At 59.2% G+C, this 12934-nt stretch carries 11 protein-coding genes; 8 read left to right on the top strand and 3 right to left on the bottom strand.

Annotation, left to right across the window (positions count from 1 at the left end):
* Positions 1–155 precede the first annotated feature (155 nt).
* Entirely contained in the window at positions 156–1673 is a 1518-nt protein-coding gene (gene gatB, locus ACN2TU_RS00515) for an Asp-tRNA(Asn)/Glu-tRNA(Gln) amidotransferase subunit GatB (protein WP_435151659.1), read from the top strand.
* A 241-nt stretch (positions 1674–1914) separates the two neighbouring features.
* Positions 1915–2625 (top strand): lytic murein transglycosylase, encoded by a 711-nt coding sequence (locus ACN2TU_RS00510; RefSeq protein WP_435151657.1) that lies wholly within the window; start codon positions 1915–1917, stop codon positions 2623–2625.
* A 47-nt stretch (positions 2626–2672) separates the two neighbouring features.
* Here ACN2TU_RS00510 and ACN2TU_RS00505 read toward each other — a convergent pair whose 3' ends face one another.
* The 3 genes from ACN2TU_RS00505 to ACN2TU_RS00495 form a co-directional block, all read right to left on the bottom strand.
* Complete coding sequence (locus ACN2TU_RS00505) at positions 2673–4070, bottom strand: MATE family efflux transporter (RefSeq protein WP_435151655.1); 1398 nt, start codon at positions 4068–4070, stop codon at positions 2673–2675.
* 140 nt (positions 4071–4210) lie between these two features.
* Positions 4211–4783, bottom strand: coding sequence for a response regulator (locus ACN2TU_RS00500; RefSeq protein ID WP_435151652.1), 573 nt, complete (start codon positions 4781–4783; stop codon positions 4211–4213).
* Between the two features lie 83 nt (positions 4784–4866).
* Positions 4867–5190, bottom strand: a complete 324-nt coding sequence (locus ACN2TU_RS00495; RefSeq protein WP_435151650.1) for a sensor histidine kinase — start codon at positions 5188–5190, stop codon at positions 4867–4869.
* Positions 5191–5404: 214 nt separating this feature from the next.
* On the opposite strand from ACN2TU_RS00495, the gene ACN2TU_RS00490 reads away from it, so the two are divergent.
* The 6 genes from ACN2TU_RS00490 (at position 5405) to aspS (ending at position 12861) form a co-directional block, all read left to right on the top strand.
* The gene (locus ACN2TU_RS00490) at positions 5405–7912 is read left to right on the top strand and encodes a DNA topoisomerase I (protein WP_435151648.1); all 2508 of its coding nucleotides are present in this window, start codon (positions 5405–5407) and stop codon (positions 7910–7912) included.
* 385 nt (positions 7913–8297) lie between these two features.
* Positions 8298–9020: a phosphoglycerol geranylgeranyltransferase gene (locus tag ACN2TU_RS00485; protein ID WP_435151646.1), complete on the top strand. Its 723-nt coding sequence runs from the start codon at positions 8298–8300 to the stop codon at positions 9018–9020.
* 179 nt (positions 9021–9199) lie between these two features.
* The gene (locus ACN2TU_RS00480; protein WP_435151643.1) at positions 9200–10084 is read left to right on the top strand and encodes an ABC transporter ATP-binding protein; all 885 of its coding nucleotides are present in this window, start codon (positions 9200–9202) and stop codon (positions 10082–10084) included.
* Complete coding sequence (locus tag ACN2TU_RS00475) at positions 10077–10868, top strand: ABC transporter permease subunit (RefSeq protein WP_435151641.1); 792 nt, start codon at positions 10077–10079, stop codon at positions 10866–10868. The genes ACN2TU_RS00480 and ACN2TU_RS00475 overlap by 8 nt, the downstream gene beginning before the upstream one ends.
* On the top strand, positions 10865–11476 hold the full coding sequence (locus ACN2TU_RS00470; RefSeq protein WP_435151638.1) for a TetR/AcrR family transcriptional regulator: 612 nt from the start codon (positions 10865–10867) through the stop codon (positions 11474–11476). The genes ACN2TU_RS00475 and ACN2TU_RS00470 overlap by 4 nt, the downstream gene beginning before the upstream one ends.
* A gap of 86 nt (positions 11477–11562) precedes the next feature.
* On the top strand, positions 11563–12861 hold the full coding sequence (gene aspS, locus ACN2TU_RS00465; RefSeq protein ID WP_435151636.1) for an aspartate--tRNA(Asn) ligase: 1299 nt from the start codon (positions 11563–11565) through the stop codon (positions 12859–12861).
* Positions 12862–12934: the final 73 nt, after the last annotated feature.

Raw genomic sequence — 12934 nt, 5'->3', positions numbered from 1 at the left:
AGACGGTCACCATCAAAAGCAGTCACGACGTGCACGCCATTTCGGCGGTTATCATGTCCACGAACAACATCCGGTGGGGAACGAGCGGCCACTGAACCGCCGCGCTTCGACCCATCCCGTAGGATTTTAACACGTACCGAACCAACCAGTGAGCAATGACTGCTCAGGCTGTCCAGGAGGGCGAACACGTGGCCGTCATCGGCCTCGAAATCCACGTCCAACTGGAGACGGACACGAAGATTTTCTGCGGCTGCTCGACGGATCAAGACGATCCCGAACCCAACACCTACACCTGTCCGGTCTGTCTCGGACTGCCGGGCGCGCTCCCGGTGTTGAACGAATCCGCCGTCGAGTTCGCCGTGAAAGTCGGCAAAGCCATCGACGCCGACATCCCGGAAGAGACGCGGTTCCACCGGAAAAACTACTTCTACCCCGACCTACCGAAAGGGTTCCAAATCACCCAGTACGATGCACCAATCTGCCAGAACGGGGAACTGGAGTTCCAGCACAAGGGCGACACCCGAACCGTCGGCATCCACCGCGCCCATCTCGAAGAAGACCCCGGCAGTCTCCGTCACGTCCGCGACGGTAGTGGAAACATCGACACCCGAACGACCGGCATCGACCGCGCGGATTACACGCTGGTCAACTACAACCGCGCCGGGACGCCCCTGATGGAAATCGTCACCGACCCGGATTTCCGGAAACCCGGCGAGGCAGTCGCCTTCCTCGAAAAGCTGGAAGAGGTGCTCGAATATCTCGGCATCTTCGATTCGACCCGCGACGGCAGTCTGCGCGTCGACGCGAACCTCTCGCTCGTCCCCGCCGAGGACGTGAACGAAGACAGTTCGATTTCGGACGACGTGTTGGCGGACGCGAACCGAACCGAAGTGAAAAACATCTCCAGTCACAAGGGCGCGGAGAGCGCGCTCGCCTACGAGGAGAGTCGCCAACGGAACCTCATCCGGCGTGGGAAAGGAGTCGAGCAGGAAACGCGCCATTTCAACGAAACCCACGGTTCGACCGTCTCGATGCGGTCGAAAGAAGAGGAGAAGGATTACCGTTACTTCGCCGAAGCAGACCTTCCACCGCTCCAAGTGAGCGACTGGAAGCAGAAACTCGAAATCCCGGAGCTGCCCGACGCCCGTCGGGAGCGCTTCCGCGATGAGTACGACCTGAGCAAGGAAGCCGCAAGCAAACTCACCTCCAGTAAGCAGGTCGCTGACTTCTACGAGGACGTGGCCGAGGAGTTCGACCCCGACCTCGCCGCGGCGTGGGTCGCCGACAGCCTCCTCGGCGAACTCAACTACCGCGACATGGAAATCACGGACGTGGAAGACCGACTGGGCGAGTTCAAGACGCTCATTCGCCTCGTCGCCGAAGACGAGATTACGGCGAAAAACGCGGAAGAGACCGTTCTCCGCGAAATGTTGGACGAGGGCGACGACCCGGAGACCGTCATCGACCGCGAGGGACTCGGCAAGGCCGACTCGGGCGAAGTCGAACAGGCAGTCGAGGAAGCCATCGAGGAGAACCCGGACACGGTCGAGGACTACCATGCCGGAGAGGGCGGTGCCATCAACTTCCTCGTCGGCCAAGTCATGCAGAAAACCGGCGGCAGTGCCGACCCCGGCTCCGTGAACGGCATGCTCCGCGAACGACTGGACGAGTAATCAGCGTTGCCTGAGTAGGTCGGTACCTGGCACTACGAGCCGATCGAGAAATCGTGATGTTTCTGTTTCACGCTTGCATCTGACTGCTGTCCCGACCGATAGACGAGGAAATGATATTTTCAATTCATAAAGAGTACATTCAATTTTTTAACAATCATTGACCCGTCAGTGGTCGTGACCGAGATATTAATACATTTCTAGAAAAATATATTAAATACTAAAACAGTGAAATAGACGCGTCATGCCATCAAGACGAGACATGCTCAAGAAGCTCGGTGCAACAGGAACGACAGCGATTGCCGTCTCGGGCCTGTCCGGCTCCGCGGCTGCCGCCGGTGCCATCCCGTCACATTACCTCGACCAGTATCAGGCGACGGGTGCCAACTACGGCATCGATTGGACGTATCTCGCGGGCGTCGGTTGGATAGAAACCCAACACGGCCAGTACGAATCGGGGTGTGACGAATCTTCGGCGGGCGCCCGCGGCCCGATGCAGTTCATGCCCTCTACGTGGGACGCCTATGGTGTTGACGGCGACGGCGACGGCTACGCGAACATCTGCGATTATCAGGATGCAATTCCGGCCGCCGCGAACTACCTCACGGCCTCTGGCGCACCCGAGGACTGGGATGGCGCGCTGTACGCCTACAACCACAGTTGGTCATACGTCAGTGACGTGAAAGCTTCCGCCGCGGACTATCGTAGCCAGTACGGAGGCGGTGGTGGAGGCGGCGGCTTCGTTGACGGCGACCAAGTCACCCCGACGGCCAATCTGAACACGCGCGAACAGCCCGGAACCGGCCAACCCATCGTCGCGACCATCTCACCCGGCGAGGTCGGCGAAATCATGAACGGCCCGACGGACAAGGGCGGTTACACGTGGTGGGGCATCCACTGGCTCGACCGGAACGTGTGGGGCTGGTCGGTCGAACGGTACCTTACCGACGCATAAACGCCAGATTCACTGTTTTTCCGCGAGCCAAGAAGACATATCACCCGTCAGTCCGCAGTTGTCGGTTTGCTCTCCTCATCCAACACACCCTGTCGCCAGTGGCCGAGGCTAAACCAGAGCACGCCCATGACGAACGACACGAACGCCGAAATCGACCACGACCACCAGAGGCCGCCGACGCCCCAGGCCAGACCCGAAAGGACGAGCGGCCCAAGTCGAAGCGTCCAGCCGTAGGCGAACAGGAGCGCGATGGGAATCCGAAGCACCCAGCGCGAGAGGAACGAGAGAGCCATCGCAACCCGGGTGTCACCTGCGCCGCGGAACCCCCCCTGAATGACCATCAAGCCACCGAAGAATGACAGAAACGGCCCGATTACGTGGAGGAATCGAACCCCCTCCTCGACCACTGCCGAGTCGTTCGTGAACACTCGCATGGCGACACCGGGGAAAGCAATCAGCAACCCGCCCGCCGCGAAGAGAACGGCGAGCGTTCCAACGGTCGCTTTCCATGTCACTTCGGCGGCTCTGTCAGGTGTTTTCGCGCCGAGATTCTGCCCCACGCCGGTGGCGGTGGCCTGTCCGACCGCACCCGAAATCGTCCACGAGACGGACATCAGTCGAACGCCGATACCGTAGGCAGCAGTTGGAACTGGGCCGAATCGGGCGACCAGCGCGGCCATCGCAACGGCGGCGAAACTGCGCGCCGCCCCGTCGATGGTTGCGGGATAACCGATGGTGACCAGTTTTCGCAACACCGGCCAATCGGGAGCGAGGTCTTCGAGCCGAAGTCGAATGCCCCAGTTGCCTCGAAGAAGGACGTAGACGCCGACGACGGCCGCGAACACGCGAGCGATGAGCGTTGCGACCGCCGCACCTCGCGTTCCCATCCCAGCAATCGGTCCCCATCCGAGGATAAGTATCGGGTCGAGAACGACGTTCAGTCCCGCCGAGAGCACCATCAGCCACATCGCGGTTCGTGTGTCGCCAGCACCGCGAAGCACGGCACGGAAGACGAAAAACAGGAACGTGAACGGAATCGAGAAAAACAGGACTTCGATGTACTGGAGGGCTTCAGTGTAAACTGCTCCGTCCGCCCCGACGAACGTGAGCAGCGGATGCCGGAAAACGAATCCAAACGTTGCAAGAAGCACCCCGAGGAAGACCGTCAGGAGCGTCGTCTGCGCGACGACGTTGTCCGCGGCCCGATCCTCCCCAGCACCGACGTGCTGTGAGACGAGCGCCACGGAACCGGCGGTCAGCCCCATCGCTAGCGAAATGAACAACCACGAAGTCGGGAACATGAGCGAAACGGCGGCGACAGCAGCGGTGCTTACCCGCCCGACCCAGAACATGTCTGCGAGATTGTAGAACGTTTGGAGAAGGTTTCCGACGACCAACGGCCACGCCAGACTCGCCAGTTTTGGCGAAATGGAACCGGTGGTCATATCGACGCGGCTCTCCGTTCGTCGGGACACGTGTGCTACGTTACATAGTCCGAACGAGCCTTAAAAACGTGTGTTCAGTTCACCGTTGCCGGATCTTCGATCGATTGGTGGGAGAGCAGTCGCCATCAACTTGAAAGATATCACTGGATTTCGCGGAGCAGATGCTGAAATTCGTCGTGGTCGCCGAAGTCAACGGTGTCGTCAAGCGAGTCCTGAACCGCTTCCATTTCGGCTTCCAGCGAGACGAACTCCTCGTTTTCTCGGAGTTCGTCGCGTGGGTGTTCGGCAAGGAGGCTCGTGTGTGTCGCGACGAGAGAGTAGTACCGCGTCAGGTCGTCGGCGTACTGCGCCCGGGAGTGAAGTGACTCGACCGTCGATCGAAGCGTCTCGCCGTTGACCGGTTTCGTCACGTAGTCGTCGAACGCCATCCCGATGATGCCGTAGTCGGGTGCGACGGCGGTTATCATGGCGATGGGGCAATCGTGACCGTGGCTGCGAACCGCTTCGAGGACGGCCTCACCGGAGAGTCCCGGTATCTTTCTGTCGAGAAGCACGACATCGATGTGTTCGGTGTTCCGGTCGAGCGCCGCAATCGCCTCCGCTCCGTCGTGAACGGTGTACGTCCGATAGTTCGAGAGCCACTTCTCGTATAAGTCGGTCACTTCGGTTTCGTCGTCCACGATGAGTACCCCGGTGTCCCCGTCATCAGTCATGCATTATATTTGTCCTGATGAAGATAATTTATCGATAAATATATATTTTATTAAAAATTCAAATTTGGAACGTTATGATTGAATTATGAGAATGTGACTCTCCCGCTTGCGATAGGGAACGTAAGAACTGCAACGGTTCCGCGAGGGTCTGCGTCCTTGAACCAGACTGTTCCGCCGTACTGATCCATCATCACGTGGACAAAGTAGAGACCGAATCCGATAGATCCGGACGACTCCGACGTGACGTTGCGGTCGAACACCTCCGATTTCATCCCATCGGGGATTCCCGGGCCGTCGTCCTCGATTTCGACACGAACGAGTTCGTCCGACCGCCACGCCCTGACGGTGAGCGACGGGACGGGCCGGTCGTTGTGCTCGATAGCGTTCAACAGGACGTTTTCTAGCATTTTTCCGAGGAGTTCGTTACTTGAAACAAACATATCAGAATGAAGTTTTGTGCGAGTTCCCGTCACATAGCCATTTCTTCCATTATCAACCCAGATAATTAGGAGACTGGGCGCAACGCGGTCGTTCGTGGAAGAGTTTCGTCTGGCGAAACGTTTACCAGCGCGATACCCGTAGCCGAGGGCGATGACCGACGCGAACCGGGGTGGTGTGTGAGTGGAACTCATCATCACCGAGAAGGATAACGCCGCGCGCCGAATCGCCGACATTCTTTCGGGGGAGAGCGCGAGCGCCGACCGACAAAACGGCGTCAACGTCTACAAGTGGGGCGGGAAGCGATGTATCGGCCTCTCGGGCCACGTCGTCGGAGTCGACTTCCCACCGGAGTACAACGACTGGCGTGACGTAGAACCAGTCGAACTCATCGACGCCGACATCGAGAAACAACCGACCAAAGAGAACATCGTTCGCACCCTGCGATTGCTCGCACGCGACGCAGACCGGGTGACGATTGCGACGGACTACGACCGCGAGGGCGAACTCATCGGGAAGGAAGCGTGGGAACTCGTCCGCGAAGTGAACGAGGAAGTGCCCGTCAACCGGGTTCGATTCTCCTCGATTACGCAAAACGAGGTCACTTCGGCCTTCGAGAACCCCGACGAACTCGACTTCGACCTCGCGGCGGCGGGCGAAGCGCGCCAGATAATCGACCTCATCTGGGGTGCCGCGCTGACTCGCTTCCTCTCGCTCTCATCGCGGCAGCTCGGGAACGATTTCATCAGCGTGGGACGGGTGCAGAGTCCGACGCTGAAACTCATCGTCGACCGCGAGCGCGAGATTCAGGCGTTCGACCCGGAAGATTACTGGGAGTTGTTCGCCGACCTCCAGAAAGAGAAAGAGGAGTTCGAAGCTCAGTACTTCTACCGCGACGAGGACGGCAACGAAGCCGAACGAGTGTGGGACGAAAAAACGGCGAAAAAAGCCTTCGAGACGCTTCGGGAAGCGACGCAAGCGACCGTCGAACGTGTTTCACGGCGGACGCGAACCGACGACCCACCAGCGCCGTTCAACACGACGCAGTTCATCCGTGCAGCGGGCAGTCTCGGCCACTCGGCCCAGCGCGCGATGAGCATCGCCGAAGACCTCTACACCGCGGGGTACATCACCTATCCGCGTACCGACAACACGGTCTACCCGGACGATTTAGACCCCGAGGAACTGCTCGATGAGTTTGTCGGAAACTATCACTTCGGCGACGACGCGGACAGTCTGCTGGAGCGGGACGACATCGAACCGACCGAAGGTGACGAGGAAACCACCGACCACCCGCCGATTCATCCGACCGAGGACATTCCGACGAAAGGCGAGTTGAGCGACGACGAGTGGGAAATCTACGAACTCGTCGTTCGGCGCTTCTTTGCGACGGTCGCGGAAAGCGCGAAGTGGGAACATCTCAAGGTGGTTGCCACGGTGTCCGAACTGTCGCTCAAGGCCAACGGAAAGCGCCTGCTCGAAGAGGGCTACCACGCGGTCTATCCGTACTTCAAAACCACCGAGAACTACGTGCCGAACGTCGAGGAGGGCGAACGACTCGACGTGACGGACACGCGAATCGAAGACAAGCAGACCCAACCGCCACGCCGGTACGGCCAGTCGCGCCTCATCGAAAAGATGGAAAAGATGGGTATCGGGACAAAATCGACCCGTCACAACACCATTCAGAAACTCTACGACCGCGGCTACCTCGAAAACGACCCGCCGCGACCGACGCGCCTCGCGCAGTCGGTCGTGTCCGCCGCGGAGGATTACGCCGACCTCGTCGTGAGCGAGAGCATGACCCGCGAACTAGAACAGGACATGACCGCCATCGCCGACGGCGAGGCGGAGTTAGACGACGTGGCGGATTCGTCGCGCGAAATCCTCTCCCGGGTGTTCGACGACCTCGAAGAATCGCGCGAGGAAATCGGCAAACAGCTCAAGCAGTCGCTGAAGGCGGACAAAACCTTAGGACCGTGTCCCGACTGCGGTGAAGACCTCCTCGTGCGCCAAAGTCGAAGAGGTTCGCACTTCGTCGGCTGTGACGGCTATCCCGACTGTACGTACACGCTTCCGCTCCCGAACAAGGGCAAGCCGCTCATTCTGGACGAGACGTGTGACAACCACGACCTGCGGGAAGTGAAGATACTCGCCGGACGGGGAACCTTCGTCCACGGCTGTCCGCTGTGCAAGGCGGAAGCCGCCGAGGAGGCCGAAGACCGCGTTATCGGTGACTGTCCGGACTGTGGCGAGGAGCACGGTGGCGAACTGGCAATCAAACAGCTCCAAACCGGTTCCCGCCTCGTCGGCTGTACGCGCTATCCGGAGTGTGACTACTCGCTCCCGCTACCACGACGCGGGGACATTGAAGTGACGGACGAGAAATGTGAGGAACACAACCTACCGGAACTCGTCGTTCACAGCGACGGGGGAAATTCGGACGACTCCGACGACGAGCCGTGGGAACTCGGCTGCCCTATCTGTAACTACGAGGAGTTCAAACAGCGCGAAGAGAAAAGCGGCCTCGAAGTCATCGATGGCATCGGCGCGAAAACCGCCGAGAAACTCGCCGAAGCCGGTATCGAGAACATCGATGACCTGAAAAACGCCGAAGTCGAATCCGTGGCGGAACAGGTCAACGGTGTGAGCGAAGACCGACTGCGTGGCTGGCAGGCGAAAGCGGACTGAGGAACGACCTCGATTTTTGGGTTTTCTGTCTGCGGATTCCACACCAAATACCTACCGAGAGCCTTCGACAGCGACCGACGAAACGCGAAGCGTTTTCGAGAGAGCGATGGCCGGAGACACAACCGCCAGAAGTCGGCTAACGATACGACGGCCAAGAATCAGCCATCGACACAACTGGGAGGAGCTAGCAACTCACCGCGAGCGACGATGGAGCGAGCGGGCCGACGAACCCCCCCCGGTGGGGAGTGAGGAGGCTTTTGGCCGAGCTTTTTTCCAGGGCGGTAGGTCGAACGTCAGCGCGCACATCGCGCTAGCGTTCGACTCCCGACCGCAGAAAAAGGTCGTTCCGAAGCAGTTTTAGCCGGGAGTTCTGAAAGGAAGGCTAATGACTGCGCCTTGGGACGACTGGAATCACATCATCAAACTCGACCCGGACAAGACCCTCGCGGGTGACGATACCTTCGAGGATGTCTGTGAAACCGGCACGGACGCCATCGAAATCGGCGGTACGCTCGACATGACGCAGGAAAAGATGCAAGCGGTCATCGACGCCTGTGCGAAATACGACGTGGCGCTGTATCAGGAGCCGAGCAATCCGGCGGTCGTCGTGGACCACAACGCGCTCGACGGCTATCTCGTCCCAATCGTGCTCAATGCGGGCGACATTGCGTGGATGACCGGCTTCCACAAGGAGTGGGTGAAGATGAGCGATGTCGATTGGGAGACGACGACCACGGAAGCATACATCGTCATGAATCCGGACGCGAGCGTCGCGGAACTCACTGATGCTGACTGCGACCAATCGGCGGCGGACGTAGCGGCGTACGCCGAAATAGCCGAGCAGATGTACGGTCAGGAAATCGTCTACATCGAGTACTCCGGCATGTTCGGCGACCCGGATGTCGTGGAGGCGGCACAGGAGAAATTGGACGAGGCGACGTTGTTCTATGGCGGTGGCATCCACGACTACGAATCGGCCCGCACGATGGCCCAACACGCAGACACCATCGTCGTCGGCGACCTTGTCCACGACGAGGGAGTCGAAGCCGTCCGCGAGACGGTCGAAGGGGCACGTGACGCGAAGAAGGCGCACGCTGAATCGGCGTAACCGGACACGTTTCTGCGAGTCGCTTCCCGAGGTACAACCATTCGAGCGGTAGCGACATCATTTGACCGAGAATACGTCACGCACCACAGAGAGCGTCTGAAAGGCGCGTCTCGCGGATCGAAAATAAATGAACGAAATATTCATGAGTTCACGGAAACGATATTCATACGAAGATTCACATGTCGATACTCGAAACGAACAGTCTCACGAAGTACTATGGCGAGACGCGAGGTATCGAAGACCTCGACCTCGCGGTCGAAGCGGGCGAAGTGTTCGGGTTCCTCGGCCCGAACGGAGCCGGAAAGACGACGACGATTCGGACACTGCTCGGATTCATCACGCCCACCAGCGGAGGCGCAACAGTTCTCGGTCACGATATCGCCGACGAAACAGACCTCATCGAAGCGAAGCGTCATATCGGTTACCTCCCGAGTGACCCCGGGTTCGACGAGGATACGACCGGCGACCAGTTTCTCGATTATCAAGCGTCACTGAAGGGTGGCGAACGACGCGACGAACTTCTCGAACTGTTCGACGCGCCCGTCGAGCGGAAAATCGAGGAGTACTCCCGCGGGAACAAACAGAAACTCGCAATCGTCTCCGCGTTCATGCACGACCCCGACCTCGTAATCATGGACGAACCGACATCGGGACTCGACCCGTTGATGCAAGACCGGTTCTACGATTTCGTCCAGACAGAGCAGGAGAAAGGAAAGACGATTTTCTTCTCCAGTCATATCCTGAGTGAGGTACGAAAGGTGTGTGATAGAGTCGGCATCATCCGCGATGGAAAACTGGTGACGACGGAAGACGTGGAGACGCTGCTCGACAGAAGTGGCAAGCGCGTCAGGGTGCGCACCGCGAAACCTGTCGAGCCACGCGACTTCGACTTCGCAGGCGTTCACAACCTCAGCGTGGACGGCGAAGTTCGATTCACGTTTACCGGGGACTACGACACCCTCATCGACCAACTCGACCAGTATCATCTGGTCGATTTGGACGTGGAGGAAGCACCGTTAGACGAAGTGTTTATGCGGTTCTACGGGGGTGAGGCTCATGCTTGAAATCGCCCGATACGAGGGGAGAAAACGGGTTCGAGGGTCGGTCGTGCTGGGTGGGCTGCTCGCCGTGATGTCGCTCCTGTTCATCGGGTTTTTCCCCTCGGTGACGAGTTCCGGCGTGGACTTGGACGCCTACCTCGAAAGCATGCCGCCTGCGCTTCAGGCGGCGTTCGGCGAAGCCTCGCTGACGACGATAGAGGGATTTCTGGCCATCGAGATCTACCAGTTCTTCTGGCTCCTACTCCTCGGCGTCTATGTCGCCTACGTGGCGGGGGCGCTCATCGCGGGAGACGAAGAGCGTGACAGGATGGACATCCTTCTCGCCACGCCCATCACTCGGGTGAACGTCGTCGTCGAGAAGTTTTGCTCGCTCATCATGCCGATCGTAGTGGTGAACATTCTCGTCCCACTTGCCGTCTTCATCGGCGTCGTGTTGGTCGGCGAATCCATCGACCTGATGAATCTGACCATGGTTCACCTGCTGTCGATTCCGTATCTGCTCGCCTGTGGCGCAATCGGACTGCTCCTGTCGGTCGTCGCCGGAAAGGCGGACCTCGCACAGCGTGGCGGACTGGGTGCAGTGTTCGGGCTGTTCCTGCTCGATTCGATTACCGAGGCGGCGGGGATGGAGTGGATCGGCGGACTCAGTCCGACGCACTACTACAATCCGACGGCGATTCTCGTGAGCGGGGAGTACGATTGGATGGGAGCGATAGTTCTCCTCGCCGCAACCGTGGTGCTTGTATTCGTGAGTGCAGTCGCGTTCAAGCGGAGAGACGTCCGATGAGGGGATTCGACGAACGCCAACGGGAGCGAATCCGCAACGAACTGATCGAGGCTGGCCGGAACCTGTTCGCCCAATACGGCCTCCAGAAGACGACGATAACCGACCTCACCGACACGGTCGGTATCGCCAACGGAACCTTTTACCAGTTTTTCGATTCGAAGGAGATGCTGTACTTCGAAGTCATGCAACGGGAGGGTCACGAGGTTGCAGAGGAACTGATCGCCAACTCACTCGGAGCGGAGGACGACCCGGAACGAGCGATTCAGCGGTTCCTCAGCGGATTGGTCGAGACGATCGAGGAAAATCAACTGTTTCGACAGTTGTTGGCGGGCGACGAATGGGAGAAAATGATGCGAACGGTGGACGACATCCCCGAGGACGAGATGGCGGCGCGACGTGCGGATTCGTTCGCTCACGTCCTCCCGTACGTCGAACAATGGCAAAAAGAGGGGAAGTTACGCGATGGTGACCCCGTCGCCATCGTCGGCACGATGGGTGCGGTCAAATTCCTCCCGACCTTCCGCAAGCAGTTAGGTGAAGAAAATTACCCCGCCATCCGCGACATGCTCATCGAGACCATCGCGGCGGGATTGACGAGACAAGACTGACGAAACGGGATAGGTGCGGCAGGGATTGACGCCGTTGGCGGAGCGAAACGAACGTGTTTAAGGCCGCCCCGAAAGAAAAGCGGCGTATGCAGAACCGAACCTACACTGCGGATGCCGAACCCGGCGACACCGTCACGGTGGCCGGCTGGGTACACGAAATCCGCGACCTCGGTGGTATCGCATTCATCATCGTTCGCGACACGACGGGCAAGATTCAAGTCAAATTCGAGAAGGACGAGATGGACGACGACCTCGTCGAGACCGGTCTCGGCGTCAACCGCGAGAGCGTCGTCGAGATTACGGGCGACGTGAAAGAGGAGCCACGTGCCCCAACGGACGTGGAAATCGTCCCGACGGAAGTCGAAGTCATCGCGTCGGCGGAACCGGAACTGCCGCTCGACCCCAGCGGGAAGGTCGATGCTGACCTCTCGACGCGACTCGACAACCGAACGCTCGACGCACGCAAAGGCGACGTTGAAGCCGTCTTCAAGATTCGCGGCGAAGTGCTTCGCGCCGTGCGCGAGCAGTTCCGCGAACTCGGCTGCAGCGAAATCAACACGCCGAAAATCGTGGCGACGGGAACGGAGGGTGGAACGGAGCTGTTCCCGATTACGTACTTCGGTGAAGAAGCGTTCATGAACCAGTCGCCACAGCTGTTCAAACAGCTGATGGTCGGCAGTGGACTGGAGCGCGTGTTCGAAATAGGCCCGATTTTCCGTGCCGAAGAACACAACACGCCGCGCCACCTGAACGAGGCAACCAGCATCGATTTCGAGAGCGCGTTCTACAACCACGAAGAGGCGATGGACGCCTGCGAATCGGTCGTCAAAGCGGCCTACGAGGCAGTCGCCGAGAACTGCCAGGACGAACTCGACGCGCTCGACGTCGATTTCGACGTGCCGGAGGGCGACTTCCCGCGTCTTACCTACGAGGAAGCAATCGAGCGAATCAACGCGACGGGCGAACTGGACGAGATGCTCGTCTGGGGCGATGACCTGCCGACCGAGGGCGAGAAAGCACTCGGCGAAGACGTTGGCACCCACTACTTCATCACGGACTGGCCGAGCGAAATCAAGCCGTTCTACATCAAAGACCACGACGACGACGAGGAACTCTCGACCGGGTTCGACATGATGCACCCGCGCATGGAACTCGTCTCGGGTGGGCAGCGTGAACACCGCTACGAGCGACTCGTGGAAGGCTTCGAACAGCAGGGTCTCGACCCCGAAGCGTTCGACTACTACACGAAGATGTTCAAATACGGCATGCCGCCACACGCCGGATGGGGTCTCGGTGGCGAGCGTCTCATCATGACGATGCTCGGACTGGACAACATCCGTGAGGCTGTGTTGTTCCCGCGAGATCGTCAACGGCTCTCGCCATAGATACATTTGCGTTCTGCGCGATAACGACTTTTCTGCATTCGACCAAGCGACCACACCACTGTCGAGTGACGAG

The organism is Haladaptatus marinus (assembly GCF_051194195.1).
Note: the sequence above shows the minus strand (reverse complement) of the source record. Positions and strands in the feature narration are given on the sequence as shown.

Coding starts and splice junctions, on each gene's coding strand:
- gatB (WP_435151659.1), top strand. CDS start 156: ATGACTGCTCAGGCTGTCCAGGAGGGCGAACACGTGGCCGTCATCGGC.
- ACN2TU_RS00485 (WP_435151646.1), top strand. CDS start 8,298: ATGACTGCGCCTTGGGACGACTGGAATCACATCATCAAACTCGACCCG.
- ACN2TU_RS00470 (WP_435151638.1), top strand. CDS start 10,865: ATGAGGGGATTCGACGAACGCCAACGGGAGCGAATCCGCAACGAACTG.
- ACN2TU_RS00500 (WP_435151652.1), bottom strand. CDS start 4,783: ATGACTGATGACGGGGACACCGGGGTACTCATCGTGGACGACGAAACC.
- ACN2TU_RS00510 (WP_435151657.1), top strand. CDS start 1,915: ATGCCATCAAGACGAGACATGCTCAAGAAGCTCGGTGCAACAGGAACG.
- ACN2TU_RS00480 (WP_435151643.1), top strand. CDS start 9,200: ATGTCGATACTCGAAACGAACAGTCTCACGAAGTACTATGGCGAGACG.
- ACN2TU_RS00505 (WP_435151655.1), bottom strand. CDS start 4,070: ATGACCACCGGTTCCATTTCGCCAAAACTGGCGAGTCTGGCGTGGCCG.
- aspS (WP_435151636.1), top strand. CDS start 11,563: ATGCAGAACCGAACCTACACTGCGGATGCCGAACCCGGCGACACCGTC.
- ACN2TU_RS00475 (WP_435151641.1), top strand. CDS start 10,077: ATGCTTGAAATCGCCCGATACGAGGGGAGAAAACGGGTTCGAGGGTCG.
- ACN2TU_RS00495 (WP_435151650.1), bottom strand. CDS start 5,190: ATGCTAGAAAACGTCCTGTTGAACGCTATCGAGCACAACGACCGGCCC.